Source organism: Synechococcus sp. RS9907 (assembly GCF_014279615.1).
Taxonomy (GTDB): Bacteria; Cyanobacteriota; Cyanobacteriia; order PCC-6307; family Cyanobiaceae; genus Parasynechococcus.
In genome coordinates, this window is sequence record NZ_CP047944.1 from 2,206,552 (window position 1) to 2,232,058 (window position 25,507).

The following is a 25,507-nucleotide window of genomic DNA, read 5'->3' on the forward strand; positions in this document are numbered from 1 at the left end:
CTCAGTTCGCCTTGGCGGGTTGCACCTGCACGGGCATGCCGTGTTTCAGGTTGAGCAGATTGGTTGTGGCCACCATCTGATTGGCTTCGAGGCCTTTGGTGATCGGGTACAGCTGGTTCTCCAATTCGCCCACCGTGACCGGCGTCTGCAGGGCGAACTTGGCATCAGCGGGAAGTTTGCCGGCCTTGATGCCCTTCTCCAGCTTCTCGAGATCAGCCTTGCCCGGATTTTCTTTGAGTTCCTCAAAGCTGCCGAGACGGAAGACGAAGCTCTGACCGGAGGTCTGGGTGACAGCAGCGAAAGGAACGGCCAGTTGTTTCTCAGCCTTGATCTGCACCCGGGTGCGCAGACGCTGGCCATCCATCAATTGCCCATCGGTGTTGGGGAAGACCGCCTTCACCAACAATCCCTGGGTCTGCTTGTTGATCCGGGGATCAATCGAACCGACTTGCCCGGTTGCAATCACATCCTCACTGCCTGGGGCACTGAGCAACACCGGCTGGCCCAACGCCAGACGCGTCGAGAACACCGCCGGCACCTCAACCTGGGCTTCCAGTTCGTTGTTCTGCACCAGGCTGGTGAACACCTCGCCCTGCCGAATCACATCGCCCACCTTCACTTTCACGTCAGCAACCGTGCCGGCGGCGGGTGAGGTGAGATTGCTGTAGTCGAGCTCCGCCTTGGCTGAGATGTACTGGGTGCGGTAACGATCCAAGTCTTTCTGCGACGCAGCGCCCGTCTCAGCCAGATAGGCGTAGCGCTCGTAGTTGACTTTGGCGTTGTCGGCTTTGGCTTTCTTCTCGACTTGATCGAGCACCACCAACAGCTGACCGGGCACAACTTCATCACCCTGGCTGATCTTGAGTTGCTCAATCCGACCCCCCGATTGAGCAGCGAGCTCGACCAGGTTGCTGGCCTCCAAGGTGCTGACGGTGTCGACACCCTCAGTGAATTCGGCCAACTGGGCGGAGACGGCCTGCACCTTCGGCGGCGGCGGCTTCGGTGCTTCGCTCTTGCAGGAACTGACTGTGATCAGAGCCGCGAGGGTGAGCAGGAGTCGCTGCGGATGACGCACGGGAAAAAGGGTTTTGCCGGATTATGGGGAGTTCGTGAGAGCTTGTCCGCGAAGGTTTCGACGTGTCGAAACAGGCATCCCAAAAAATGTTCGATTCGGCCCAGCTCAAGCGCTGATTGAGAACGTCAGGGACACTGGGTCAACGCCGATTGTTCGTTGAGCCAGGACCTCTTCGCTTTTCACGGTGAGCAGCAACGGCGGCGGCTGGCCCCTCTGGCCGACCGCATGCGCCCGCGCACGCTGGAGGAATTTGAGGGCCAGAGCGGGATCCTTGCGGACGGACGGCTCCTACGCCGTGCCATCAAGGCTGATCGGGTCGGCAACCTGATCCTGCATGGCCCGCCCGGGGTCGGCAAAACCACCCTGGCGCGGATCATTGCTAATCACACCCGCGCTCACTTCAGCAGCCTCAACGCCGTGCTGGCAGGCGTCAAAGACTTACGAATCGAGGTGGATGCCGCACGCCAACGCCTTGAACGGCATGGCTTGCGCACAATCCTGTTCATCGACGAGGTACACCGCTTCAACAGCGCTCAGCAGGATGCGCTGTTGCCATGGGTGGAGAACGGCACCGTCACCCTGATCGGTGCCACCACAGAAAACCCCTATTTCGAAGTCAACAAGGCGCTGGTCAGCCGATCGCGGCTGTTTCGTTTACTTCCTCTGGAACCAGAGGATTTGCAGCGGCTGCTGCAACGCGCCCTTGCAGACGACGAGCGGGGCTACGGCAACCGCGCCATCGCCATCAGCAGCGATGCCGCCAACCATCTCGTTGATGTGGCAGGCGGAGACGCCCGCAGCCTGCTCAACGCCCTTGAACTGGCGGTGGAGAGTTCGGAGCCCGATGGCGAAGGCGTGATTCAGATCAACCTGGCCATCGCCGAGGAATCCATCCAGCAGCGTGCCGTGCTCTACGACAAGCACGGCGATGCCCACTACGACACGATCAGCGCCTTCATCAAATCGCTGCGGGGCTCCGATGCCGATGCAGCGCTGTTCTGGCTGGCACGCATGGTGGAAGCCGGTGAAAACCCCCGCTTCATTTTTCGGCGGATGCTGATTGCAGCGGGGGAAGACATCGGCCTGGCCGACCCGCAGGCCATGGTTGTGGTGGAAGCCTGTGCCGCGGCCTTCGAACGGGTGGGGCTGCCCGAAGGCTTGTATCCCTTGGCCCAGGCTGCGTTGTACCTGGCGGGCACCGAAAAGAGCAACAGCGTTCTGGGCTTCTTTGATGCCCTCAAAACCGTGCGCGATGCGCAAAAACAGGACGTGCCCGGGCATTTGCGCGATGCCAATCGGGATGGAGCCGCCTTCGGCGATGGCGCGGGCTACCGCTACCCCCATGCCTACGCCGAACACTGGGTGGAGCAGCAATACCTCCCCACAGCCCTGCAAGGGGAAGTGTTCTGGCAGCCCGGACAACTCGGGTGGGAAGGAGAACGACGCGAGCGGATGGCGGAACGCCGGGCGGCCCAACTCGCCGCAGCCGCGGAGCTGGCGGCCGACCAGCCCTTGCTGCTGAGCAGTGGGCCCGACCGACCGGGCGTGGACCGCTGGGTGCAGCGCCAACTGGGGCAGGAGGGAGAGCGACTGCAGCGCCTGCGCGAGCGGCTCTGGCGGGACATCCCCTGGACCCGCCGAGATCGGGTGCTGTTGTTGGGGATGCGCTCGCTGATCTGGGCCCTTGATCCATTAAGGGCCGCCCCGGAAGGAGGCGTGACGGTGCTTTGCGACAACGAAGCTGACCGGCGCCGGCTGGCAGCACAGATGGATCTGCTCGAGCCGGAGCATCGGCCAGAGCTGCTGACCGGCAACCTCGACGCACTGCCCACACTCCAGGCCTTCGATTGGATCGCAGGACGCCTCGCCGCTGCCGACCTGCAAGGGCAGAACTGGACAGCACTGCTGGAGGCCATCAACCAACATGCCGAGCCGACAACAGGCTTACGGCTGCTGATCAGCCGCGCCGAACTGGGGCCCGCTGGTGCATTGCGACAAGACGGCGATCCAAAAGAGCTGTTCAGCGATCTTGTGGCTCAGGAACAGCAATGGCTTGAGCGGCAGCAGCGGCCGGACGAGTTGTTAAAGAACGCCGGCTGGCAGCTCCGTTGTGAGGAGTGGCTGGAACATCTCACGCTTCCAGGGGGCACGGAACTGGCTGAGCGATGGCTCACCGAAGGGTCGCCGTACCGGCAGGCCATGGGGGAGATCAGCACGGACGTGATGAAGGAATTGCGCCGGTCACTGAACAGCCTTGGAGAGGGTGGTTTACGACTGCCAATGCGCCATCAATTGATCACTGGCGAGCGCAACACGCCACAAAAAAGCCCCGGCCGTAGCCGGGGTTGAAGCGCAGAGCTGAGGAGCTGATCACCAGAGGGGACGGGCGGGAGCGACGCGAGGTGCGGGCTCGGGCAGCGCAGAGTTGGCCTGAACGCAGGCGGGCAAGAACACGTACCAGGAGAGCAGCGAGGTGCACTGGGCGTCTCCTTCGCAATGGTTGGGGGCACAGACGTTCTGGATACCGTCGTAGGTGCCGCAGGTGTCAGCCAGACGGAAGTCCACGGGCAACTCGGCCATGATGCCGGCGGAAGAGATTTCACCGTCGATGGAGTCGGCGACGATCGCGGAACGCAAGGCCACCACAGAGGTGGACTTCATCTTCCAATAGGGGAAGTAAGAACGGGTCTGGTCCTTCAGGAACTTGACGCCGTCGTCGGAGTACAGGAAGCGGGAGACGCCGATGATGTCAACGGCATAGGTCTTGGTCATGCCTTCCTGGATCTCTTCAGCGGTCCAGCCGGAGTTGTTGATGCCTTCCAGCAGGGCGCGGTCGTTGATGTCACCAGATTTCAGGAAAGACTTGAAATCCTTGGAAGTGGTGGTCCACACGGCGCCGCCGGTGTTCCAGCGAACGGGGCGGGAGGTGCCTGCTTCAGCAGGAACGGCCAGAGCAGCGAGGGATGCACCAGCCAGCAGGCCAGCAGCGAGACGAGAAAACACGGACGACAAGGAGCACGTCAAATAAAAAATTAGCCCCCTCAATAAGAAACACCGACATCACTCAATTGCTTAAGAATTGGGAAACATTGAGAGAACTAACTTCCGGCAAAAGAGACGCGCAAGACTCGATAATTCGGCTCGATCTGGACCAGCTTGAAACAAAAAAGCCAGGGGATTGTGCCCGAACTGGGCCACCTACAAAGCATGGATAGGCTGAAAACCATCTCGCCGGGCAGAGCCACCTGAAACCCAGCACTTGAGATCAGTTCGTCCTAACGAGGAATCAAAAGTAGATCGCTCTGATCACTTCAAAGAGATGCGTTGCCAGCCATCTGGGCAATTCCCGGCCTCGGCCTGGCCTGCTGCTTTCCGATCACCACGGCAGTGGTGCATCCGCAGCCGACCACGGGAGTGCTCCACCTCCGCCAGATAGGCCTCTGTGCCGTGATGGGGCTCAAGCCACAGCCGGGTCCGAACAGCATCGCGATTCACCGTTGCCTGGAACTGCGACCCGGACGACAGTCCCAAATCCTGAAGCGAGCCTGCGAATTCACCCCAGTAATGACGCGTCATCTGCGCAAGGGTGAACTCTTTCAGCAGGGTTTCGGCCTCGCTGCGTTGATGCAGGGTGACCTCGCGCTGCATCAGCCTCCGGCTGAGATTCGCCTGCGATGACTGAGGAACAACGTGATCAAACGAGAAACCATCTCGCGGAGCAACAAGTGCGCTCAAGCCCATGGCCAAAAGGCCCAGAGCCGCCAGGGAGCGCGCGATTTGCTCGACCCGAATCCGCGACGCCATGGCCCAACAGCTGCAGGTTGCTTGCAACGTAGACAGCACGGACAGTCTTGTCCTGAGGGCCGTACGCTGCCGCCACTGACCAAGCCCTTTCCGTGAGTCTGCAAATCGGCGACGCCGCCCCCGACTTCACCCTTCCCGATCAAAACGGTGATCCCATCAGCCTCGCCTCACTGCGCGGAAAGAAGGTTGTTCTGTACTTCTATCCCAAGGACGACACCCCGGGCTGCACCAAAGAAGCCTGCAACTTCCGCGATCGCTGGGAGCAACTGAAAGCCAACAACATCACCGTTCTGGGTGTCAGCAAGGACGGAGCCACCTCCCACAACAAATTCATTAACAAGCACGAGCTCCCCTTCACCCTCCTCACCGATGAGGAGCCCTGTGCCGTGGCCAGCCTCTATGAGAGCTATGGGCTGAAGAAGTTCATGGGGCGCGAATACATGGGCATGATGCGCCACACCTTCCTGATCGATGAAGAAGGAAAACTCGAGCGGATTTATCTCAAGGTGAAAGCGGCCACCATGGCCGACACCCTGATCAGCGATCTCGGCCTGAGCTGAGCCCAGCCCCCAGGCTCAGCAGTGCTTGCAACTGAAGATCACCCTCCAGCTGCAACAACTCCGTTGCACCGGACCAATGACGCTTCAACAGGGCAGCGTCCCCACCGCAGATCCACAGCAACCCTTGGGCATGCTGCTGAGCCGCTGCAATGGAGGCCAACATCGCCTCCAGAACACCGCGTTGCATGGCGGCCACGGTTTGCTGTGGAAACACCTCCTGCAGTGCGTCGTTGTTGAGATCCTCAGGGGTTGATGGCAAGCCGAGGGTTCCCTCGGCCATGGCCTGGAGCTGGAGCCGATAGCCCGGGATCAGCTGGCCGCCTCCAAAACAGCCGTCCGCCGTCACCCGTGTGAGGCTCAACACGGTGCCGGCATCCACCAGAAGCAACCCCCTGGAACAGTCGAGCTGTTGCTCCTGACTGCAACGCCAGGCCATCCAAGCCCCGAGAGCGCGGTCGACCCCCAACCAAGGAGGAGCCTGAGGCAAGGGCACATCCTCAAGGCGAATGCGCAGATCCTGGTGGGCCATGAGCGGCTCGGGCACAGGCCCCACCGCGGCCCAAACCGGAGGGTCGATCCCGATGCGACCAGGGTCGGGAGGACCGTGCTCAATGCGGACGGTGTTGCCCTGCCGCTGCGCCCAATGCCAACGGCTGTTGCCGATCAGCAGAGCACGGCTGACGTCCGGTGCAGGCACCGTCACTCAGATGCCTTCCCCCATCAGCCCTTCGTTGGCCTCCTGGGGCACATGAATTCCACACTCCTGCTTCAACCCACCGAAGCGGGTGTCGCGGCCACTCAGGTCTCCCACATCAGGGCCACTGGAATGCCAGTCGCCAACGGTGGAATAGCCCTGCTCGAACAACGGATGCTGGGGGAGGTTGTTGGATTGCATGTAGTAGTAGACGTCTCGCTGCGTCCACTCGAGCAAAGGCCTGAGAGACCAACGCTCCCGAATCGGATCCAACGCGGTCATGGAGCGGCGGTGATCGGTCTGCCCACGCCGCACGCCGCTGGCCCAGCACCGCGTCTCCAGGTCGTTGAGCGCTCGCTCCAGGGGTTCAACCTTGCGGATCCGGTGATAGGTCTCCAGATCGTCCACGCGACCGGATTCCCAGAGCCGCCCGTGCAGGGCCTCCATCCGAGCCGGGGACATTTCGCTCTGACTCACCACCAGACGAATCCCAAGCTGCTGGGTGAGTTGAGCGGCATAGGTGTAGGTCTCCGGAGGCAGATATCCGGTGTCAATCCAGATCACCGGAACAGCATCACCCCCGGGGAGGGTGCTCAGCATGTGCAGAAGCACAGCCGATTGGATGCCAAAACTCGTGGTGAGAGCAAAATTCTCACCGAACTGGTCCAATCCCCAAGCCAGACGCTGCTGCGGCTCCATCGACTCCAGCAGCCTGCGCCCTTCGAGCAACTCGTTTTGCACCGCCATGGGCACCATGGCCTCAGGAGCCTCCGTCATCACGCCATCTTCCCCTGTCGTGGGACCGGGTGTGGTTCCTATCGTTTGTGTAAAAGCAGATTCCTCCATGCGTTCACCCTCGTCCCCATCGGATGCCGTGGTGATCGTTGGCGGTGGATTCGGCGGGCTGTTCACAGCACTTGCCCTTCAGCGACGACAGCCCTACTGCCCCATCGTTCTGATCGAACCGCGGGATCGATTCCTGTTTCAACCACTGCTGTACGAACTTCTCAGCGATGAACTTCAAGGCTGGGAGGTGGCCCCTCGCTACGACCAACTGCTGAACAACGGCATCTGCTGGATCCAAGACAGCGTTGTTGGCATCGATCAAACCAGCCAAAGCATTGAGCTGGCCTCCGGAGACCTCTTGGGCTGGTCACAACTGGTGCTAGCGACGGGCTCGAAAGCCAATGATTTCGGGATTCCAGGGGTCAAGGAACACAGCTCAGGTTTCCGTGACCTCGGGGATGTGAGTCGCCTCAAGCAATGGCTGAACAACCAGCACCAGCAACGGGTTGAAGCGGCCGGTCTGATCATTGTTGGCGCGGGGCCCACCGGCGTGGAACTGGCCTGCAAGCTGGCGGATCTGATCGACGGTGCCGCCAGCGTTCGACTGGTGGAGATGGGCGATGAAATCCTTCCCGGCAGCACAGCGTTCAATCGGGAGAGAGCCCAGGCCGCGCTGGAACGCAAGGGAGTGGTGGTCCAGCTCAACACCAGCGTGAGCGAAGTGAAATCCAGCACCGCGGTTCTTGCCGATGGTGCTGTTCTGCGTCACGCAGGCCTGGTCTGGACCGCAGGGAGCAGCCCCTCCATCCCCGCCATCTCACCCACACCTGTGCTGGAACGGGGGCGTCTGGCCGTTAACGAGGACCTGCGCCTGGTGGGCAGCGCCAACACATTCGCCCTCGGGGATCTCTCAGCCCGGCCAGGCAGCCCATGGCCCGCCAGCGCTCAGGTGGCGATGCAACAGGGCGATGCAACAGCGGCAGCCATCGCGAAGCTGCGGACGGGGGAAGAGCCGCAACCCTTTCAGTTCGAGGACCGCGGTGAAATGCTCAGCCTCGGTGTCGGTGACGCCACCCTCACCGGCATGGGGCTCACCCTGGCTGGTCCCCTGGCTTTCCAGTTGCGACGAGCCACCTATCTCACCCGCCTGCCAGGCCTCTCCCTGGGTCTGCGCTCGGCAGGTGCCTGGTTGCTGAACCGTTGAAGCAATCCCACCTTGGCGGGCGTTGCCGCGGCCTGCGCCCCAGCCAGCAACGGCAGCTGGAGCGGTTGAGCCATCGCCGTCATCCCGAGGACTGCGGCGCCGATCTGCTGAGCCTCGAACGCTTGGCCGACCTGGTGCTGGAGCTGGAGATGGAATTGCATCTGGTGCTGGACGGCCGTGGCCTTTGCCGCCTGCTCTGGCTGGGGCCTCTCACCGGCAGCGATTCGCTGCTGCAGCATCTGCCGGCGGCGCCGCGGCGGAGCAGCGGGGGATGGCGACTGATCAGCTGCCCTTTCGCCCGCAAGGGGCTGCACTCAGATCCCCGCGACGCCGTGGTCGCCCTCGACATCGCTCCTCGGCATTGGCTTCGCTTTGCACCGTGTCCGGCGGCCGATGGAGCTCGTCCGGCTGAACTCTTGATTCCGGACCCGTCTCAAGCCGATGGCTGGAGATCGTTTGAACAGGGCGACCTGAGGGATCTTTGCGTCCTCACACCGGATGAACCCCATCCCCAAAGCATCGGCGCCGCGGCCGGAGACGAGCGAGTGCTGCTGCTCACGCTCACCAGTGGCGATGAACAGCGCGACCAGCGGGATCTGGCTGAGCTGGAAGGCCTGGTGCGCAGTGCCGGCGCCATACCGGTGGCCCGGACCAGCCAGCGCCGGGGCCAAGCCAATCCCCAAACGCTCTGGGGCTCCGGAAAACTTCAGGAAGCCGCTCTCGAGATCCGCCGCTGCCAGGCCTCCCTTGTCATCACCGACAGGGAGCTCACTCCCGTGCAGGCCCGCAATCTGGAACGGCTGCTCAGCTGTCCGGTCTCCGATCGCAGTGAGCTGATCCTCGACATCTTTGCCCAGCGGGCCGGCAGTGCTGCAGGGCGGCTTCAGGTGGAACTGGCTCAGCTGCGCTACCGGCTGCCACGCCTGCTGGGACGGGGCAGCAGCCTGTCGCGACAGGGCGGTGGCATCGGCACGCGCGGCCCAGGGGAAACACAACTGGAAAAAGACCGTCGGGCCATCAGCCGGCGCATTGAACGACTGCTTCGAGATCAACGCCAACTTCAATCCCACCGCAGCCGCTTGCGGGATCAGCGGCGTGGCCTGCCGCGGGTGGCGCTTGTGGGCTACACCAACGCAGGAAAGTCCAGCCTGCTCAATGCCTTATGCGGCAAACGAGCCAGTGATCGCGTGCTGGCGGAGAACAAGTTGTTCGCCACCCTGGATCCCACCACCCGAAAACTCGACCTGCCCTGCCCTGGGGCACGCCCTGAACGGCTGCTGCTCACCGACACGGTGGGCTTCATCCGTGATCTCCCCGCCCCACTGGTGGAAGCCTTCCGCGCCACCCTGGAGGAGGCACTGGATGCCGATGTGCTGCTGCTGGTGGTCGACCTTGCTGACCCCGACTGGCAAGGCCACCTGGACACAGTGCATCGACTGCTCAATGAGCTTGACAGCACCGCCCTGCGCCGGGTGATCGCCAATCAGATCGACCGTTGTGAGGCGTCTGAGATCGAGATGATTCACCAGCGGGAACCCGACGCCCTGTTTCTCTCAGCGGTGCGGGGGGATGGGCTGCAGGGCCTACAGCAGTGGCTGCGTGAGCAATTTTTTGATCCCGGGGCAGAATCGCCGCAATTGACGACCGGCGACTCGCCGCCATGGCCGAGCTGAGCAGCGCTCTTCAGAACCCCCAGGCGTTGATCACCCTGGCCGTGTTGGGGCTGGCGGTGGTGCTGTTCATCACCGGAGTCATTGCCCCGGAGCTCACCGGTTTGCTGAGCCTGAGCCTGCTGATCGCCACCGGGGTGCTCAATCCCCAGGAGGCCTTGGCGGGGTTCGGCAGTCCTGCACTGATCACCCTGCTGGGCCTGTTCCCGGTCTCCGCTGCACTGTTCAAAAGCGGTGCCCTGGATCGCCTGAGGGCTTTGATCGCCTCGGAGCGGATCCGCTCCTCGCGCCGTCTGATTGCGCTGATGGCCTTCGTGATCGCCCCGGTCTCGGGAGTTGTGCCCAACACACCCGTGGTGGCATCGCTGCTGCCCGTGGTGGAGGGCTGGTGCCAACGGCGCGGCATTTCGCCATCCCGGGTGCTGTTGCCTTTGTCGTTTTCAACGGTGCTGGGGGGCACCCTGACCCTGCTGGGCAGCTCGGTGAACCTCTTGGTGAGCGACATCAGCGAACAACTGGGCTATGGCTCCCTCGATCTGTTCAGCTTCACCCTGATCAGCCTGCCGGTCTGGCTGGCTGGGGCCATCTACCTGGTGATGGCTCCAAGAGTGCTGCTGCCGGACCGTGGTGCCAGCACCGATGACCTCGGCGGCAACCCCAAGGACAGCAGCTACTGCACGGAGGTGCGCATCCCACCCGATTCGGAACTGGTGGGGCGCTCGCTGCGGAACAGTCGCCTGCAGCGTCGCTTTGATGTGGACGTGCTGGAACTGCAGCGCGGTGGAGAACGTCTGCTGCCCCCCCTGGCGGACCGACGGCTGGAAGCCGGCGATCATCTGCTGTTGCGGGTCACCCGCCCGGATCTACTGCGTCTCCAGCAGGATCACACGGTTCAGCTCACAACCCAAGGTCAGAACGCCGGGTTCAGCTTCAACACCGAAGAGTCAAGCGGTCAGAAAACCGTGGAAGTGTTGCTGCCGGCTGGTTCCACCCTGGCCGGCGCCAGCCTGCGGGAATTGCGGTTCCGGCAACGCCACAACGCCACGGTGCTTGCCCTTCGCCGCGGCCAGGAGACCGTTCAGGAACGCCTCGGCCAGGTGATCCTGCGGGAGGGCGATGTGCTGCTGCTGCAGGCACCCATCGACTCCATCCGCGGCCTGCAGGCCAGCAACGACCTGTTGGTGCTGGATCGACTGGAGGATGACCTGCCCACCGTGCGGCGCAAGCCCGTGGCCGTCAGCATTGCCATGGCGATGCTGCTGCTGCCGACGCTCACCCCCATCCCCCTCGTAGCAGCGGTGCTCCTGGCCATGGTGAGCGTGGTCGCCACCGGCTGCCTTCGCCTTGGTGAACTGCAGCGTTCGATCCGGCTGGACGTGATTCTGCTGCTGGGATCCCTCACCAGTTTCAGCGTTGCCATGCAGAGCACGGGCCTCGCCGATGCCCTCGCCCTGGTGCTCCAGCAGGGGCTGGCGGGCTGGCCGAGCTATGCCGCTTTGATGGTGGTCTTCATCGGCACCACGCTGCTCACCCAGGTGATGAGCAATGCGGCCTCGGTGGCCCTGCTGGCGCCTGTCGCCGTTCAACTGGCCCCGTCCCTGCAGCTGTCTCCCACCGCCCTGCTGATCACAGTGCTGTTCGGCGCCAGTCAGTCCTTTCTCACCCCTGTCGGGTATCAGACCAATTTGATGGTGTTCGGTCCAGGCCGCTATCGCTTTCTGGACGTCACCCGCTACGGACTTGGCCTGACGTTGATCATGACCATCATCGTGCCGGCCTTGATCCTCTGGCATTACGGCGGATCCTGAACAACACTGGTCAGATCTCGCGCGCACCTGTGCCGATCGGAAGGGCCATCGAACGCAGCCAGGGCTGGCATCGTCGGCTCACGGTTCCCCAGTTCACCGTGGTGACTGGATTGCTGGTGGTGCTGATCGGCACGTTGCTTCTGGCCACTCCGCTGTGCTCTTCAAACCGCGTAGGGCTTTGGGAAGCGTTGTTCACAGCCACATCGGCCATCACCGTGACCGGCCTGTCAATCATCGACATCGGCACCGATCTCACGACCTTCGGCCAGGCGGTGCTGGCCCTGATGATCCTGGCGGGGGGCCTTGGCTTGATGGCCATCACCACGTTTCTCCAGGGCTTTGTGGTGCAGGGAACAGCCCTGCGGCGCAGGCTGGACCGGGGCCAGGCCCTGGATGAATTCGGCGTGGGGGGCGTTGGGCGCACGTTTCGCGGCATTGCCCTGACGGCGACGCTGGTGATCCTGGTGGGGGCCGTGATCCTGTATCACTTCGGCTTTGATGACATCCCCAACCAGGGCGAACGCCTCTGGGCCGCGGTGTTCCACAGCATCTCGGCTTACAACAACGCGGGCTTCGGACTCTGGAGCGACAGCCTCGAGCGCTACCGCAGCAATGGGTTTGTGAATGCCGTGGTGATGCTGCTGATCGTGGCCGGCGGCCTGGGTTGGCGGGTCACCAGCGATCTGACCACGCAGCTGTTTCGCAGACGGCGAAGCCGGCGGCGGCTGAGCCTGCACTCCCGCCTGGTGCTGCGCACCACCCTGCTGTTGATCGTCTTCGGGGCAGGGGGGCTGGCCCTGACGGAATGGTTGAACCAGGGGGAGATCTTCGCGGGCATGCCCTGGTCTGAGCGCTGGCTCACGGCCCTGTTCAAATCTGTTACGGCACGCACCGCCGGCTTCAGCACTGTTCCGCTCTCGCTCGACACCGTCACCGAATCGAGCCTGCTGTTGCTGATGGTGCTGATGTTCATCGGGGCCAGCCCCGGCGGCACCGGTGGCGGGATCAAAACCACCACCGTGGCCGCCTTGATGGCGGCCACCCGCTCCACCCTGCGGGGCCGGGAGGTGGTGGTGATCCGCAACAGAAGCATCAGCGACAAGGTGGTGCTGCGGGCCGTGGGCATCACGGTGGGCTCCCTGCTGTTCGTGATGGCCATGGCGATGCTGATCAGCATCGCCAGCAATTTGAACGGGAAGGATTCATTCACCTTTATGGAAATGCTGTTCACCTGCATCTCCGCTTTTGCCACGGTGGGGCTGGACCTGGGAGTCACCGTTGAACTCCCCCGTTTCGGCCAGGCGGTGCTGATGGTGGGAATGTTTGTGGGACGGCTGGGGATCCTGTTGCTGCTGAGTGCGATCTGGGAAGCGATGACGCAGGAACAAATCCAGATGAATCGCCAGAATCGAGTCGGTTACCCCAGCGAGGATCTGTATGTCTGAGCGCGATCAGCGGGGGAGGCAGCGATGAAGGAGTGGTGGCAGTGGAGCCCGGCCCAGGGCAGCGAAAGACTCGGCTTCGCGATCATCGGCGTGGGCCGTTTCGGCATCGCCGTTTGCCGGGAACTGCTTCAGAACGGAGCGGATGTGCTGGCCGTGGACCGCTCTGAGCGGGCGGTGGATGAACTGCGTCAGGTGGAGCCCAGCGTGGAAGCCCGGGTTGTGGACTGCACCGACGAGGAGGCCTTGCGGGAGGCCGGCGTGCTCGAAATGGGCACCGTCGTGGTGGCAATCAGCGAACCGATCGAAGCCAGCATCACCGCCACGTTGATCGCCAAAGACAGCGAAGGGAGTCGGGTGCGCCAGGTGATCGCGAGAGCGACAAGCGACCTCCACGAAAAAATGCTGAAACGGGTGGGGGCCGACCGGGTGATCTTTCCCTCGCGGATGCAGGGTGAGCGCCTGGGTCTTGAACTCGTGCGCCCCAACCTGATGGAGCGCCTGGCCCTGGATGAACAGCACTGCATCGAAGAGATCAAGGTTCCGGAACCGTTTGTGGGGCGGTCGCTCCGGGATCTGAATCTGCGCAAGAACTTCCGGGTCAACGTGCTGGCGGCCGGGCCGCAAAGCAGCCTGATGGTGAACCCACCGGCGTCCCATGTGCTGGAGGAGGGGCACCTGCTTGTGGTGATGGGACTGGTGGACGACCTGCAACGCCTGCCGAAGATCTGAGCGGATGCACTGCCTCGGGCTGATGAGCGGAACCAGTGCTGACGGTGTGGATGCCGTGCTGGCGTGCTTCGACGGCCCACCTCAGCATCCTCAGTGGTCCCTGCTTCGCCACCACCATCAGCCCTATCCGCTCGAACTGCAGCAGCAGGTGGTGTCATCCGGCCAGGGTGCACCGATGCCGGCATCTTGCTGGCTGGAGCTGGCGGAAGCCATCACGGAGGTTCAAGCCAAAGCAGTGCAGGCCTGCGACCCCGATGCAACAGCTGAGCTGATCGGTTGCCATGGCCAGACCGTCTGGCACCGTCCGCCGGCCCGAGGGGCACGGGGGGCCAGTTGGCAGATGCTGCAGGCCCCTCTGCTGGCCCATCTGCTGCAAAGGCCGGTGATCCATGACTTCCGCGCCGCTGACCTGGCACTGGGGGGACAGGGAGCACCGCTCGTGCCTCGGGCCGATGCCGCCCTGCTGGGAAGCACGCAGGGCTGGCGGGCACTTCTCAACCTGGGCGGCATTGCCAACCTCACCCTCATCCCCCCCTGCAGTGGAGTGGAACGCCATGCCGCGATCTTGGGCTGGGACTGCGGACCCGCCAACAGCCTGATTGACCTGGGCATGCGCCAATTCACCAATGGCGCCCAAAGCTTCGACAAGGGTGGAGCGATGGCAGCGCAGGGCCATGCGGATGAGGGCTGGATCCAGCGCTGGCTCCAGGAGGAGTACTTCCAGCTGGCACCACCGAAATCCACCGGACGGGAGTGTTTCGGGCAGGACGACCTCAACAGACGGCTACGTCAGCTCGGTGGCGCCTCCGCGGCAGATGCCATCGCCACCCTGACGGCCTTTTCCGCCGCTGTGGTTGCCCAGGATCTGGAACGTCTGCGCCAGAGCGATGGGATCGCACCGATCGAGCTGATCACAGCCGGAGGCGGCAGCAATAACCCGGTGTTGATCGATGAGCTGCGGCGGCGCTGCCGCGGCGCACAGATCGATGCGAGCAGCAGTCTGGGGGTGCCGACGGAAGCCCGAGAAGCGCTGGTCTTCGCGTTGCTGGCCTGGTGGCACCACAGGGGGCATCCCGGCAATGTGCCAGCCGTCACCGGAGCCTGTCGGGAGGCCGTGCTCGGCACACGGGTGAATCCGGCCTAACCGTGACGGTGCAGGCGCAGGCGCCGGGGGGCGCCTCTAAGACGGCGGGGCTGCTGTGATTCCAGGGCGGACCGCAGGCGCTCCTCGCGGGACGGCGCCGGTGCGGTCGCCTCCAACTCCTGCTCATGGCGCTGAACTCCCTGCTGGATCAGCACCCTCGCCATGTTGCTCACCGTGCGGGATTCCAGCTCCGCCATCGCCGTGAGACGCGCACAGAGATCCTCAGGCAGAACCACCTGAATTCTCGGGGACTTGGGCTTCCCGCTGGATGAGGTCTGACGGGTGGGCACGACCGGATCCCCTGGGAGGGGCTCTGCTACTAAAAAGTGTACAGAGATGGTCAAGGGTAGTATCCATGACTATGGTGGGGGCATTGGTCCTCCTCGGAGTACCCCATGACCCAAGCCACACCCCGCTCCCGTCGCAGCCCAGCCGGCACCCGCGCTCGGTCCCGACGCCCCCGTCGCAGCGCTGAAAACAGCGACGTGCTGGTGTCAGCCGTCATCAGCACCTATCTGCTGACCCACCTGCACCATGTGTTGCAACGGGCCGAATACGGCGCCTCCCAGGAAGGGCGCAGCACCCAAGCCGCCAACTACGCCCAACTGCGCAAGGTGCTCTGCATGGACGCCCGCAGCATGAAAGACGCCTCGGCCCTCGGGCAGCACGATGACGGCATCGAACAGGCTGCCTGACAAGACTCTCTGTGCTGAATAGCGTTTGAGCAGTTGCTCAGATCGCGATGGCTTCCAACGCCGCATCGTTGTACGCCCGAATCAGCAGCAATCCGGAGCAGACCCAGGCCCTGTTCCGTCAGGCGCTGCAGGATCCCAACGGCGCCATGGCCAGCATCTGCAGCCTGGGCGAGCAGCTGGGGCTACCCGTGACAAGCCAGGAGGTGCGCGACCATCTGGCCAGCCTCGACGACGACGACAGCAAGCGCTGGCTGGTCAAGGCGAGAGGCGGTCTTTGAGCTCTGGAGCTTCGGGCGTCAGAAGGACCTGGGGCTCACCGCGCTGACGGCGTTCGTAGCCGCCGCCTCCAGCCCAACTGAAGAAGAGCAGATAACTCACGATCGCCAGGCCGGCTGCCACCACGAGAGCGGCCAGCTGCTCCAGTTTCAGCATGGCGACCAGCCTCCGGGAACCTTCACCAGTTTGCCGACAGGGATGATGGGGGGCATCACGCCTTCCGCCGGTGCTGCGACTCGAAAACGTCAGCAAGATCTACCCCACGGGTGAAGTGCTCCGGGCCGTGACCTGGGAGGTGAAACCTGGAGACAGGATCGGCCTGGTGGGGGTGAATGGCGCCGGCAAGTCCACCCAGATGCGTCTGATCGCCGGACACGAAGAGCCCACCAGCGGCCAGGTGGTTCGGCAGGGGGAACCACGCATCGCCTACCTCCAGCAGGAATTCGACGTGGACCTGGAGCGCACCGTGCGCCAGGAACTGTTTCAAGCCTTCGGCGAAGCGGCCGAGGTCATGAACCAGCAGCAGCAGGTGGAAGAGGCGATGGGCTCCGAACGGGCAGCGGAGGATCCCGACCATCTGGACCAGCTGATCCAAGAACTGGGAAAGCTGCAAAGCCGTTTCGAAGCACTGCATGGCTACGAACTCGATGCCCGCATCGACAAGCTCCTGCCCACGATCGGCTTCACCCCGGAGGGCGCTGAGCTGCAGGTGAAGGACTATTCCGGGGGCTGGCAGATGCGAATTGCCCTGGGAAAAATCCTGCTGCAGGAACCGGATCTTCTGCTGCTCGACGAACCCACCAACCATCTGGACGTCGAGACCATCCAGTGGCTGGAGAACTACCTGCTGGAGCAGAGCGCAGCCCTTGTGGTGATCAGCCACGACCGCACCTTCCTCGACCGAGTCTGCAATCAGATCGTTTCCACCGAAAGGGGGGTGTCCCGCAGCTACCTCGGCAACTACACCGCCCACCTGGAGCAGAAACAACTGGAGCGGGAGGCCACACAGGCGGCCTTCGAACGGCAGCAGAAGGAGATCGCCACGCAACAGGCCTACATCGATCGCTTCCGCGCCAGTGCCACCCGCAGCACCCAGGCCAAAAGTCGTGAGAAGCAGCTGGACAAGGTGGAACGGGTGGAGGCACCGATCGAATCCGTGGCCGGGCCGAGTTTTCAGTTCCCGCCTGCCCCGCGCTCCGGCGCCCAGGTTGCCCTGATCGACAACGTCACCCACAGCTATGGAGACAAAATCCTGTTCCTGGGGGCTGAACTGGAGGTCGAGCGGGGTGACCGCATTGCCTTCGTGGGCCCCAACGGCGCGGGCAAGTCCACCCTGCTGCGCCTGGTGATGGGGGTTGAAACCCCCGATGAAGGCAGTGCCCGGCTTGGGGAGCACAACGTGATTGCGGGGTACTTCGAACAGAACCAGGCCGAAGCCCTGGATCTGTCCAAGACCGTGATCGACACGATGTACGAAGCGGTTCCTGACTGGACCCAGACCCAGGTTCGTTCGCTGCTGGGCAGTTTCTGCTTCAGCAACGACACGGTGTTCAAGGAAGTCGGGAAGCTCAGCGGCGGAGAAAAGGCCCGCCTGGCCCTGGCCCTGATGCTGCTCACCCCCTGCAACCTGCTGGTCCTGGATGAGCCCACCAATCACCTCGACATCCCCGCCAAGCAGATGCTCGAGGACGCCTTGATGGCCTACGAGGGAGCCGCGCTGCTGGTCTCCCACGACCGCTATTTCATCTCCCGCGTTGCCAACCGCATCGTGGAACTGCGGGACGGCGAACTGGTGATGTATCGCGGGGATTACAACTACTACCTCGAGAAGAAAGAGGAGGAAAGGGCAGCCGCCAAGGAGAAAGAACTGGCTGCAGAACGGGAAGCCAAGCGGAAGGCCAACAAAGAGAAGCAGAAGGCACGCGACGCCCGCCGTAAAAAGGCGGCCTGACTGACATCAGGCGACGGCAACGAAAACTTCACACAGGTTTAGGCAGGAAGACTTATTTCTCTTTACCTGCTGTTTTCATCTGCATAGGCTGACAAAACTGACCTTCCAGCCCCGATGAGCATGGTTCCCGGCCCCGGCAACAGCGAACCCGTTGGCGGTTCAACAGCCCCCGGTCCGCCCCCCCATGAGCAGACCTGGGACGCCGTGGAAACCTATTTCCAGTGCATCACCACTTGTTCGCTCGACGATGGCGACTGCATCACCCAATGCGTCGAACAACTGAGGGACGCCGACGACGCCTGAGCCAAAAGCTTCAGCCTGGGGCCAAGGCCGACAAATCGACGGGCTTGACGTTGATCGAGACCCGCTCCTGAGCTCGCTGCACCTCGAGCACAACCGTGGCACCGACACCGCGGCGTTCAATGGCACTGACCACCGCAGCTGGGCCATCAACCAGCTGGCCATCGAAGCGAAGGATCACATCCTCCACCTTGAGCCCGGCGCGGTCCGCCGGCCCCCCAGGTTGAACAGCGCGAATCACGGCACCTGGCGGCACCGGGGAGGTGGGAGTGGGCCGTGGCACCGGCGACAGACGGATGCCGATCACCGGATGACGGGCCTTCCCGCTATCCACCAGCTGCTGGGCAATGGTTCGAGCCCGATTGATCGGAATGGCAAAACCCAGACCCGCCCCAGGCCCTGATCGCACCAAGGTGTTGATGCCGATCACCTCACCGTCGGCATTGAGCAGTGGCCCACCCGAATTACCAGGATTGATCGCCGCGTCGGTCTGAATCAGATCAAGACGTTTGCCGGAAATTCCCAACTGAGCAACGTTGCGGTTGAGGTTGCTGATGATTCCCAGAGTCACCGTGCTCTCCAGGCCAAAGGGATTGCCCACGGCAATCGCCCAGTCGCCCACGCTGAGCCGGTCGGAATCCCCCAGATCCGCGACCGGCCAGGGCCCGGAGCCCTCCAGGCGCACCACCGCGAGATCGGTGAGGCTGTCTTTGCCCACCACTCGGGCAGGCACCCTCCTGCCATCGGAGAGGTCCACGGTGAGTTGATCCGCCCCCTCCACCACATGGGCATTGGTGAGCAACAGGCCCTTGGCATCGAAGATCACTCCACTGCCTTGGCCACGCTGCACCCTGGAGCGCGGAGCTGTGGCGCGTGGGATGCCGAAGAAGTGGCGAAACAAAGGGTCCTGCATCAAGGCCGGCGGCATACCCGCAACGCTGGACTGATTGACGGTCCGCGCTGTCTCCAAGCTGACCACTGCCGGACCACTGCGCTTCACAGCGGCTGCAACGAATGAGTCCCGACGGATCGCCGGGCGGGCCTCGGCCTGCTCGAGGCCAACGATCAAGGGAAGCGACGACACGCCGGCCACCAGCAATCCCCCCGCCAGAGCAGAGGCGACAAGCGAGCGGGACGGGGAGTTGACCACAGCTTCAGGGCGATCGGCTGCCTCGACGCTACGCAGAGCAGATCCGAAAACAGCCACGTTCCGTGTCAAAGCTGTGACCACATGCGACCGGGGTCCCGATAGCGTGAGAATGCAGATGTTCAGCTGGGTCGAAGGTTCATGCTCGGTTCGCTGTTTCCCCTCATCTACGGAGCGCTGTTCGTGGCCCTGTTGTGGCAGGCCTTCCGCGTGATGAGCAAGGGTTTCCGCGCTGCCAGCGGTCCGATCAACAGCGCGCCCAGTAACGCTCCGAACGACCGCACAGGCCAGGTCACCGTCCACCCAGAACTGCTGGACAGCGAGGGACGCATCACGGAAGAAGCCCTGCTGACGGTGCGCTTTGGCGGTGACGATGACGATGCCTCGACGGCCGCTGGACCCGGCACTGAATAAATTGGACGCTTGGAGTCGACAGGGGTCGCCTGAGTGGATCAGAGAACACGCATCGTTGCCGCGGTCATCAAGGGCCTCAAGCTGCCTCCCCGGTTCCGGCTTCGGCTGATGAAAGAAGACCCCGTTCGCCTGGAACTGAGCCTGACACCGGCCTACGGCAAGGACCCCATCACCGTGGGACTTGTGGAATCTCTTGATCTGGTGGCCCGTCGTGACCGGGAAGGCCGGATCCCCCGCGACCTTCAGGGCACCTGGGACTGGACCGTCCGCCACGGCCAGGTGAGCACCGGAGGCTGGAACCCCTATCTCAAGGAAGCACTGCAGACCATGTTTGAGACCGGCCTGCCGGCCATCGTGTTTGAGGAGCTCACTGGAGAGGAGTACCACCCCGTGGATGGGACCCGCCACGTGCGTTGATCCAGCAGGGCGGGTTGTGTAAAGGCGTGCGAATGAATGCAGCGACGCGGCAGGCAAGGGGGCTAGACCGGAATCAATCCGGCCTTTAAGAAAGTCTTCATGGCCTCTCTTGTTGTTTCCATCGGCCCGCTTGTGCGGCTGTTGGCGGCCGTTGGCGCCATCAGCAGCCTGGTGCTGTTCGGCCTGATGAATCTCATCCCGTGAATCGAGCGGCAACACCGCGTTGAGCCAGTTCCCGATCGACGCCCTGTTGGAGCAGATCTGTTCTGCGGTCCGCCCAGGCCAAACAGTTCTGCTCCAGGCACCGCCCGGGGCAGGAAAGACCACACGGGTCCCCCTGGCACTGATCGGGGCGCTGTCGGAAGGTCAGAGCATTTTTGACGAGCATCAGAAAATCTGGATGATCGAGCCGCGGCGGCTGGCCACCAAAGCTGCCGCCGCCCGCCTTGCTGCAAGCCTTGGAGAAGACATCGGTGCGCGCATCGGTTATTCCGTGCGCGGGGAACAGAAGCGATCAGGCCGCACCCAGGTGGAGGTGATCACCGACGGCCTCTTCCTGCGGCGCTTGCAGAGCGATCCCTCGCTCGATGGGGTGGGGTGCGTGATCTTCGATGAATTTCATGAGCGGGGGCGCGATGCGGACCTATCCCTCGCCTTGCTGCGCGAGGCAAGGCCGCTGCTGAATCCAGATCTCGCCGTGATCTTGATGTCGGCCACGCTGGATCTATCCGATCTGACGGAACGGCTGCCCGAAGCGACGGTGCTGGAAAGCCCGGGCCGCTGTTACCCGGTGGACACCCACCACCAACCACCACGGCCGGACGAACCCCTGCCGAAGCAGGTTTTACGGGCCATCGAGCAACACGCCCTCGACCAACCGCAGGGCAGCGGTGTTCTGGTCTTCCTGCCGGGGCTGGCGGAGATTGAACGCTGCAGGCAGACCCTGACGGCCGTCCCTTCCCTGCAGAACTGGAAGATTCAGGCGCTGCACGGTCAACTGCCTTTGCAGCAGCAGAGTTCAGCCCTGCAGCGCTGCGACCCAAGCCAGGACGGCAGCATCATCCTTGCCAGCGCCATTGCCGAGAGCTCCCTCACGATCGATGGGGTGCGCCTGGTGATTGACAGCGGCCTCAGCCGTCAACTGCGTTACGACCCCAACACCCGCATGGAGGGCCTGGAGACCACCGTCTCCAGCCTGGCCAGTGCAGAGCAGCGCCGGGGCAGGGCAGGGCGGCAATGCCCGGGCCGCTGCATCCGCCTCTGGTCACCGGCAGAGCAACAGCGACGGCCACCCTTTCACCCCCCTGAACTGTTGCTGGCCGATCCCCAGCCCGTGTTGATGGAACTGGCCCAGTGGGGGGCTGGGCTGGGGGAAGAGCTGCCGTGGTTGGACCCTCCTCCCTCAGCAGCCATGCAGGAGGGACAGCACGGCCTGCAACAGCTCGGCCTGCTGGAGCAGGACGGCCGCATCAGCGAACGGGGACGACTGATCGGCCGCCTCGGCGTTCACCCTCGTCTCGGCATGCTGCTGCTGGAGGCCCATGAACAGGGCGCCCCCCAGCTGGGCTGTGATCTGGCGGCAATTCTCAGTGAACGGGATCCCTTTGACCGCCGCCAGATCGGCAGCGATCTCGAGGCCAGGCTCAACAGCATCCAGCGCCATCCATCCCTGCGAACGCTCAGCCAGCAACTTCGCCGCCAACTGAATCGACTGGGTGCCTCACCCCAGGAGCGAAACGCTTCCGTCAATGCTGGCGAGCTGATCCTGGCGGCCTTTCCGGAATGGCTGGCGCAACAGCGTCCAGGCCAGGTCGGTCGCTATCAGCTGCGGCAAGGCCGCGGAGCAACCCTGCTGCCCTGGGATCCGCTCCAAGGCAGTCCAGCCCTGGCCGTCGCCAGGGTCGACATGGGCGGCCGGGACACGCGGATCCAGATGGCCGTGGCCCTGAGTCAGGGCGCCCTGGAGAGCATCGCTGAGCAAGATGGCCACTGGCATGACGAGGCCAGCTGGGATCCCGAACGCCAGCGGGTCCGTGCCGAACGGCAGCTCAAACTGGGGGCATTGGTGGTGCGCCGAACGCCACAACCTTCGCCAGCCGCAGGGCTGTGTCGCACTCTGCTGATCGAACAGCTGAAGAAGGATGCCAGCCTTGATGCCCTGCCCTGGACGGACAACAGCGATCAGCTGCGCCAACGGCTGGCATGGATGCACCAACAAGTGGGCGTCCCCTGGCCTGATCGCGATCTAACAACCCTGCTGGAGCAAGCCGACACCTGGCTAGGTCCAAGCCTGGAGGGCTGCCTGGGCTGGAGCGACATCACCGCGACAGCCTTAGAAGGAGCACTCTGGGGCGATCTGGATTGGAGCTTCAGGCAACAGCTAGATGACCTGCTGCCGCGCCGCATCCCGATCCCCTCCGGCCGGCAGGCCGCGCTGCATTACACAGCCGACGAGGTGATCCTCGCCGTGAAATTGCAGGAGATGTTCGGATCTGACGACGGCCCCCACGTGCTGAATGGCCGCATTCCCGTCACGCTGGAACTGCTCTCACCAGCCGGACGCCCCCTGCAGCGCACCCGTGATCTGAAAGGCTTCTGGCAAGGCAGCTACCAGGAAGTGCGCCGGGAGATGCGAGGGCGCTACCCCAAACACCCCTGGCCCAAGGATCCCCGCCAGGCGCTGCCGACAGCCCGGACCAAACCCAGATCGGATGGGCGACAACCTTGAAACACGGGCAAAGGACCAATTGAGTAGCCCTTGGCACATGCAACAAAACTCCAACCTTTGTTACATTGATGCACATCCACCTGGTTCACACCAATGTCCGACAACGCACGCTTCGGCTTCGTCAACTTCGCTGAAACCTGGAACGGTCGTCTGGCCATGCTGGGCATCGTGATCGGCCTCGGCACCGAGCTGCTGACCGGCCAGGGCATCCTGTCCCAGATCGGCCTCGGCTGATTTTCCGCTCCACGGATTCACAGAACCCCTCGGCTTGCCGAGGGGTTTTTTGTTGCCTCTCCACCAGCCACCGCTGATGCAGCACAGTGGGGAGGATTCCACCGAGGCAGTCGTTGGCACCGCTTTACGTTCAGAACAGACGTGATGGATCAAGGCTGCTCAGCAGCGCCTTGGTGATCTGCACGATTGGTGCCACCCAGATCCACCAGCACTGGGGCGTTCTGCTGACCAGCATCTCTGCAGTTGTCTGCATCTACTGGGGTTACGCCTACAGCCGCCTTGAGCGTTGATCGTCTTCCGACCTATTCCGTTGCTGAGCTGAACACAGCCATCGGAAGCCTGCTGGAACGCGGCTTTGCCCCGCGCTTTTTACTGGAAGCCACGGTCTCCCGGCCTCAACTCAAAAAGGGCCACCTCTGGCTCACCCTCACCGACGGCTCCGCCAGCATTTCCGGTGTGGTGTGGGCTTCGAAGCTGGCCCAATTGAGCTATCAACCCAAAGACGGTGACGGCGTCACCGTGGTGGGCAAGCTCAATTTCTGGGCAGCACGAGCCAGCCTCACCGTTCAGGCGCTGGACATCCGGCCAAGCCTCAGCACGGTGCTGCGCGACTTTGAACGGGTGCGGCAACTGCTGGAACAGGAGGGGGTGATCGACCCAAGCCATCAGAGGCCGCTTCCGAGACAACCCGCCTCGATCGCGGTGCTCACCAGCGTGCCCAGTTCCGCCCTGGCCGACATGCTCCGCACCGCGGCGGAACGCTGGCCCATGACGCAGCTGATCGTGGTGCCAATTCCGGTGCAGGGTTCCGTGGCACCAACGATTATCAGCACCCTGGAAGCCCTGGCCGAGCGCACAGATGAGTTGGGACTGGAAGCTTTGGTGCTCGCCCGCGGCGGTGGCAGCCGGGAAGACCTGGCGGTGTTCGACAACGAGGCGCTTTGCCGCCTCCTGGCGAACTACCCCATACCCGTGGTGACAGGCCTGGGGCATGAGGATGATCTCACCGTCGCCGATCTGGTGGCAGACCATCGTGCAGCCACGCCCACGGCAGCGATCGTGGCATTGCTGCCCGACCGTGAGGCGGAACGCCAGGGATTAGCGCAACGGCAAAGCCGATTGAAAGACGCGCTGCTGGGGAGAATCCTTCGCGAACGTCAGCGCCTTCAGGATCGAGACGTAGCCCTTCAGCAACAGTCTCCACTGGAAAAGATCCAACGCCAACGCCAGGCACTGGCTCAAAGGCACCAATTGCTCAAGGCACTATCACCGGAACGCTGGCTGAAACGTGGCTTGGCCCTGATCAGCAACACCGCCGGCGATCCCATTTCAGATCTGGAATCCGTCAAAATCGGTGATCAGCTCAACATTCGAATGCGCGACGGAAGCCTTGAAGCCCGGGTCGATCAGATCCAGCCCAGTGCACCCAACACCTCCTCCTGATGAGCAAGCGCCAAATCAGTAAAGAGCAACGCGATCGCATCGAAACGTGGCGAAAGGATGCCGAGACACTGAGCTACGAGGAAGCCATGCAGGCTTTGGATCTGCTGCTTGCTGAACTACAGAACGACAGTGTTCCGTTGGCGGACTTGCAGCAAAAAGTGCTCCATGGCGAGGTGTATCTGAACCGGTGTCAGAGCCTGCTCGACAGCGTGGAGCAGTCGATTGTCGAGCTTGATCCCACAACTCTTAAAGCCACAACCGATGCGTAAAGCCCTGCCTTGGATCTATCTGCTTCTGGCTGTGTTGGGAGCGATCCTGCCCTGGAAGGCCAATCTAGAATTCATCGCCGAGGGGGGTGGACAGGCTTTCGATCTGGCGCGGTTCATCGCTGATGCCAACAGCACAGCTGCCTCACGCTCCTTGAGCGCTGACCTGCTGGTGGGGGCCAGTGCCGTCACATTGTGGATCTGCGTGGAAGGACCACGCCAGAAGATCAAAGGCTGGTGGCTGGCCATCCCCCTGAGCTTTGGTGTGGCCTTTGCCTGCGCTGCTCCGTTTTTCTTGTTCCTGCGAGAACGGCAGCTGCAGGCTCAGGAATCGGAATCCACATCCTGAGCCACCACGTCAATGGTGAGATCACTGGCAGGTGCAGACGGAGCTGCCGCATCGGCCGGACTGTCTCCCGCATTGGCGTAGGGAGTGCCGCAGACGGCACAAACTGCAGCCCCCTTCAGACCAGTAGCACCGCAGGCAGTACAGCTGATCATCCGGGACTGCAAAAGCTTCCAACCAATCCAACCAAGACCGGAAAGGATCAAAGGAAGTGCCAAAAGAGCCAGCAACACGCCACCGGCGAGATCAAGCAAGAGACGACCTGCAGCGGTTGGCAGCAGCAGGAGCAACACAACTCCGATCCACAACACTGCTGGTGGTCGATTCATGGGATTCAACGGAAGAGGTCCGTTGAATCAGCTTCGCAGAGT

At 63.0% G+C, this 25,507-nt stretch carries 29 protein-coding genes; 20 read left to right on the top strand and 9 right to left on the bottom strand.

Going from position 1 to position 25,507, the window contains the following annotated elements:
- Position 1 precedes the first annotated feature (1 nt).
- Entirely contained in the window at positions 2 to 1,075 is a 1,074-nt protein-coding gene (locus tag SynRS9907_RS12035) for an efflux RND transporter periplasmic adaptor subunit (RefSeq protein WP_188021175.1), read from the bottom strand.
- Positions 1,076 to 1,231: 156 nt separating this feature from the next.
- On the opposite strand from SynRS9907_RS12035, the gene SynRS9907_RS12040 reads away from it, so the two are divergent.
- Positions 1,232 to 3,424 carry an AAA family ATPase gene (locus tag SynRS9907_RS12040; protein WP_188021176.1) on the top strand — a complete coding sequence of 731 codons (2,193 nt, stop codon included), beginning with the start codon at positions 1,232 to 1,234 and terminating at the stop codon, positions 3,422 to 3,424.
- Between the two features lie 21 nt (positions 3,425 to 3,445).
- On the opposite strand, the gene SynRS9907_RS12045 is transcribed toward SynRS9907_RS12040, so the two are convergent.
- Positions 3,446 to 4,078, bottom strand: coding sequence for a protein phosphatase (locus SynRS9907_RS12045; protein ID WP_188021177.1), 633 nt, complete (start codon positions 4,076 to 4,078; stop codon positions 3,446 to 3,448).
- Between the two features lie 303 nt (positions 4,079 to 4,381).
- Positions 4,382 to 4,879 (bottom strand): thymidylate synthase, encoded by a 498-nt coding sequence (locus SynRS9907_RS12050; RefSeq protein ID WP_188021178.1) that lies wholly within the window; start codon positions 4,877 to 4,879, stop codon positions 4,382 to 4,384.
- Between the two features lie 92 nt (positions 4,880 to 4,971).
- On the opposite strand from SynRS9907_RS12050, the gene bcp reads away from it, so the two are divergent.
- Complete coding sequence (gene bcp, locus SynRS9907_RS12055) at positions 4,972 to 5,439, top strand: thioredoxin-dependent thiol peroxidase (protein WP_186496137.1); 468 nt, start codon at positions 4,972 to 4,974, stop codon at positions 5,437 to 5,439.
- Here bcp and SynRS9907_RS12060 read toward each other — a convergent pair.
- Complete coding sequence (locus tag SynRS9907_RS12060) at positions 5,417 to 6,136, bottom strand: type III pantothenate kinase (protein WP_255445913.1); 720 nt, start codon at positions 6,134 to 6,136, stop codon at positions 5,417 to 5,419. The two genes, bcp and SynRS9907_RS12060, sit on opposite strands and share 23 nt — an antisense overlap.
- 6 nt (positions 6,137 to 6,142) lie before the next feature.
- Positions 6,143 to 6,910, bottom strand: coding sequence for a phosphoadenylyl-sulfate reductase (locus tag SynRS9907_RS12065; RefSeq protein ID WP_188021180.1), 768 nt, complete (start codon positions 6,908 to 6,910; stop codon positions 6,143 to 6,145).
- Positions 6,911 to 6,977: 67 nt separating this feature from the next.
- Here SynRS9907_RS12065 and SynRS9907_RS12070 point away from each other — a divergent pair, with 67 nt between their 5' ends.
- Genes SynRS9907_RS12070 through SynRS9907_RS12095 form a run of 6 tightly spaced genes read left to right on the top strand, consistent with a single transcriptional unit; the run spans position 6,978 to position 14,919 of the window.
- Positions 6,978 to 8,123: an NAD(P)/FAD-dependent oxidoreductase gene (locus SynRS9907_RS12070; RefSeq protein ID WP_188021181.1), complete on the top strand. Its 1,146-nt coding sequence runs from the start codon at positions 6,978 to 6,980 to the stop codon at positions 8,121 to 8,123.
- Positions 8,120 to 9,796, top strand: coding sequence for a GTPase HflX (gene hflX / locus SynRS9907_RS12075; RefSeq protein WP_188021182.1), 1,677 nt, complete (start codon positions 8,120 to 8,122; stop codon positions 9,794 to 9,796). The genes SynRS9907_RS12070 and hflX overlap by 4 nt, the downstream gene beginning before the upstream one ends.
- On the top strand, positions 9,784 to 11,601 hold the full coding sequence (locus SynRS9907_RS12080) for an SLC13 family permease (protein WP_188021183.1): 1,818 nt from the start codon (positions 9,784 to 9,786) through the stop codon (positions 11,599 to 11,601). The genes hflX and SynRS9907_RS12080 overlap by 13 nt, the downstream gene beginning before the upstream one ends.
- Positions 11,602 to 11,630: 29 nt before the next feature.
- The gene (locus SynRS9907_RS12085; RefSeq protein ID WP_188021184.1) at positions 11,631 to 13,046 is read left to right on the top strand and encodes a TrkH family potassium uptake protein; all 1,416 of its coding nucleotides are present in this window, start codon (positions 11,631 to 11,633) and stop codon (positions 13,044 to 13,046) included.
- A 24-nt stretch (positions 13,047 to 13,070) separates the two neighbouring features.
- The gene (locus SynRS9907_RS12090) at positions 13,071 to 13,775 is read left to right on the top strand and encodes a TrkA family potassium uptake protein (RefSeq protein ID WP_188021185.1); all 705 of its coding nucleotides are present in this window, start codon (positions 13,071 to 13,073) and stop codon (positions 13,773 to 13,775) included.
- Between the two features lie 4 nt (positions 13,776 to 13,779).
- The gene (locus SynRS9907_RS12095) at positions 13,780 to 14,919 is read left to right on the top strand and encodes an anhydro-N-acetylmuramic acid kinase (protein WP_188021186.1); all 1,140 of its coding nucleotides are present in this window, start codon (positions 13,780 to 13,782) and stop codon (positions 14,917 to 14,919) included.
- Here SynRS9907_RS12095 and SynRS9907_RS12100 read toward each other — a convergent pair.
- Positions 14,916 to 15,209, bottom strand: a complete 294-nt coding sequence (locus SynRS9907_RS12100) for a hypothetical protein (protein ID WP_188021187.1) — start codon at positions 15,207 to 15,209, stop codon at positions 14,916 to 14,918. The two genes, SynRS9907_RS12095 and SynRS9907_RS12100, sit on opposite strands and share 4 nt — an antisense overlap.
- A 105-nt stretch (positions 15,210 to 15,314) precedes the next feature.
- Here SynRS9907_RS12100 and SynRS9907_RS12105 point away from each other — a divergent pair, with 105 nt between their 5' ends.
- A complete protein-coding gene (locus SynRS9907_RS12105; protein ID WP_114988706.1) occupies positions 15,315 to 15,614 on the top strand; it encodes a hypothetical protein in 300 nt (99 codons plus the stop codon).
- A 47-nt stretch (positions 15,615 to 15,661) separates the two neighbouring features.
- Entirely contained in the window at positions 15,662 to 15,892 is a 231-nt protein-coding gene (locus tag SynRS9907_RS12110; RefSeq protein WP_188021188.1) for a hypothetical protein, read from the top strand.
- On the opposite strand, the gene SynRS9907_RS12115 is transcribed toward SynRS9907_RS12110, so the two are convergent.
- Positions 15,870 to 16,046 (bottom strand): hypothetical protein, encoded by a 177-nt coding sequence (locus SynRS9907_RS12115; protein WP_188021189.1) that lies wholly within the window; start codon positions 16,044 to 16,046, stop codon positions 15,870 to 15,872. The genes SynRS9907_RS12110 and SynRS9907_RS12115 overlap by 23 nt on opposite strands.
- A 70-nt stretch (positions 16,047 to 16,116) precedes the next feature.
- Between SynRS9907_RS12115 and abc-f the strand changes: the two genes are divergently transcribed.
- Both abc-f and SynRS9907_RS12125 read left to right on the top strand, forming a co-directional pair.
- The gene (gene abc-f / locus SynRS9907_RS12120) at positions 16,117 to 17,841 is read left to right on the top strand and encodes a ribosomal protection-like ABC-F family protein (RefSeq protein WP_188021190.1); all 1,725 of its coding nucleotides are present in this window, start codon (positions 16,117 to 16,119) and stop codon (positions 17,839 to 17,841) included.
- Between the two features lie 114 nt (positions 17,842 to 17,955).
- The gene (locus SynRS9907_RS12125; protein WP_114988709.1) at positions 17,956 to 18,144 is read left to right on the top strand and encodes a hypothetical protein; all 189 of its coding nucleotides are present in this window, start codon (positions 17,956 to 17,958) and stop codon (positions 18,142 to 18,144) included.
- A gap of 10 nt (positions 18,145 to 18,154) precedes the next feature.
- Here the strand turns inward: SynRS9907_RS12125 and SynRS9907_RS12130 are convergent, their stop codons facing one another.
- The gene (locus SynRS9907_RS12130) at positions 18,155 to 19,327 is read right to left on the bottom strand and encodes a trypsin-like peptidase domain-containing protein (RefSeq protein ID WP_370586640.1); all 1,173 of its coding nucleotides are present in this window, start codon (positions 19,325 to 19,327) and stop codon (positions 18,155 to 18,157) included.
- Positions 19,328 to 19,429: 102 nt separating this feature from the next.
- Between SynRS9907_RS12130 and SynRS9907_RS12135 the strand changes: the two genes are divergently transcribed.
- The 8 genes from SynRS9907_RS12135 (at position 19,430) to SynRS9907_RS12170 (ending at position 25,139) form a co-directional block, all read left to right on the top strand.
- Positions 19,430 to 19,702 carry a DUF2973 domain-containing protein gene (locus tag SynRS9907_RS12135; RefSeq protein WP_186493916.1) on the top strand — a complete coding sequence of 91 codons (273 nt, stop codon included), beginning with the start codon at positions 19,430 to 19,432 and terminating at the stop codon, positions 19,700 to 19,702.
- A gap of 33 nt (positions 19,703 to 19,735) precedes the next feature.
- Positions 19,736 to 20,119 (top strand): hypothetical protein, encoded by a 384-nt coding sequence (locus SynRS9907_RS12140; RefSeq protein ID WP_006851931.1) that lies wholly within the window; start codon positions 19,736 to 19,738, stop codon positions 20,117 to 20,119.
- 223 nt (positions 20,120 to 20,342) lie between these two features.
- Entirely contained in the window at positions 20,343 to 22,847 is a 2,505-nt protein-coding gene (gene hrpB, locus SynRS9907_RS12145) for an ATP-dependent helicase HrpB (RefSeq protein ID WP_188021192.1), read from the top strand.
- A gap of 93 nt (positions 22,848 to 22,940) precedes the next feature.
- On the top strand, positions 22,941 to 23,081 hold the full coding sequence (locus tag SynRS9907_RS12150) for a chlorophyll a/b-binding protein (protein ID WP_011365253.1): 141 nt from the start codon (positions 22,941 to 22,943) through the stop codon (positions 23,079 to 23,081).
- A 113-nt stretch (positions 23,082 to 23,194) separates the two neighbouring features.
- Positions 23,195 to 23,371, top strand: a complete 177-nt coding sequence (locus tag SynRS9907_RS12155; protein ID WP_170950480.1) for a hypothetical protein — start codon at positions 23,195 to 23,197, stop codon at positions 23,369 to 23,371.
- Positions 23,361 to 24,524: an exodeoxyribonuclease VII large subunit gene (gene xseA, locus SynRS9907_RS12160; RefSeq protein WP_188021193.1), complete on the top strand. Its 1,164-nt coding sequence runs from the start codon at positions 23,361 to 23,363 to the stop codon at positions 24,522 to 24,524. The genes SynRS9907_RS12155 and xseA overlap by 11 nt, the downstream gene beginning before the upstream one ends.
- On the top strand, positions 24,524 to 24,793 hold the full coding sequence (xseB, locus tag SynRS9907_RS12165; protein WP_188021194.1) for an exodeoxyribonuclease VII small subunit: 270 nt from the start codon (positions 24,524 to 24,526) through the stop codon (positions 24,791 to 24,793). The genes xseA and xseB overlap by 1 nt, the downstream gene beginning before the upstream one ends.
- Positions 24,786 to 25,139, top strand: a complete 354-nt coding sequence (locus tag SynRS9907_RS12170; RefSeq protein WP_188021195.1) for a DUF2834 domain-containing protein — start codon at positions 24,786 to 24,788, stop codon at positions 25,137 to 25,139. Before xseB ends, SynRS9907_RS12170 begins: the two co-directional genes overlap by 8 nt.
- On the opposite strand, the gene SynRS9907_RS12175 is transcribed toward SynRS9907_RS12170, so the two are convergent.
- The gene (locus SynRS9907_RS12175) at positions 25,115 to 25,465 is read right to left on the bottom strand and encodes a hypothetical protein (protein WP_188021196.1); all 351 of its coding nucleotides are present in this window, start codon (positions 25,463 to 25,465) and stop codon (positions 25,115 to 25,117) included. The genes SynRS9907_RS12170 and SynRS9907_RS12175 overlap by 25 nt on opposite strands.
- Positions 25,466 to 25,507 lie beyond the last annotated feature (42 nt).

Coding starts and splice junctions, on each gene's coding strand:
- SynRS9907_RS12065 (WP_188021180.1), bottom strand. CDS start 6,910: ATGACGGAGGCTCCTGAGGCCATGGTGCCCATGGCGGTGCAAAACGAG.
- SynRS9907_RS12090 (WP_188021185.1), top strand. CDS start 13,071: ATGAAGGAGTGGTGGCAGTGGAGCCCGGCCCAGGGCAGCGAAAGACTC.
- SynRS9907_RS12125 (WP_114988709.1), top strand. CDS start 17,956: ATGAGCATGGTTCCCGGCCCCGGCAACAGCGAACCCGTTGGCGGTTCA.
- SynRS9907_RS12150 (WP_011365253.1), top strand. CDS start 22,941: ATGTCCGACAACGCACGCTTCGGCTTCGTCAACTTCGCTGAAACCTGG.
- SynRS9907_RS12135 (WP_186493916.1), top strand. CDS start 19,430: ATGCTCGGTTCGCTGTTTCCCCTCATCTACGGAGCGCTGTTCGTGGCC.
- xseB (WP_188021194.1), top strand. CDS start 24,524: ATGAGCAAGCGCCAAATCAGTAAAGAGCAACGCGATCGCATCGAAACG.
- SynRS9907_RS12050 (WP_188021178.1), bottom strand. CDS start 4,879: ATGGCGTCGCGGATTCGGGTCGAGCAAATCGCGCGCTCCCTGGCGGCT.
- SynRS9907_RS12080 (WP_188021183.1), top strand. CDS start 9,784: ATGGCCGAGCTGAGCAGCGCTCTTCAGAACCCCCAGGCGTTGATCACC.
- SynRS9907_RS12170 (WP_188021195.1), top strand. CDS start 24,786: ATGCGTAAAGCCCTGCCTTGGATCTATCTGCTTCTGGCTGTGTTGGGA.
- SynRS9907_RS12110 (WP_188021188.1), top strand. CDS start 15,662: ATGGCTTCCAACGCCGCATCGTTGTACGCCCGAATCAGCAGCAATCCG.
- SynRS9907_RS12175 (WP_188021196.1), bottom strand. CDS start 25,465: ATGAATCGACCACCAGCAGTGTTGTGGATCGGAGTTGTGTTGCTCCTG.
- SynRS9907_RS12105 (WP_114988706.1), top strand. CDS start 15,315: ATGACCCAAGCCACACCCCGCTCCCGTCGCAGCCCAGCCGGCACCCGC.
- SynRS9907_RS12115 (WP_188021189.1), bottom strand. CDS start 16,046: ATGCTGAAACTGGAGCAGCTGGCCGCTCTCGTGGTGGCAGCCGGCCTG.
- SynRS9907_RS12070 (WP_188021181.1), top strand. CDS start 6,978: ATGCGTTCACCCTCGTCCCCATCGGATGCCGTGGTGATCGTTGGCGGT.
- SynRS9907_RS12095 (WP_188021186.1), top strand. CDS start 13,780: ATGCACTGCCTCGGGCTGATGAGCGGAACCAGTGCTGACGGTGTGGAT.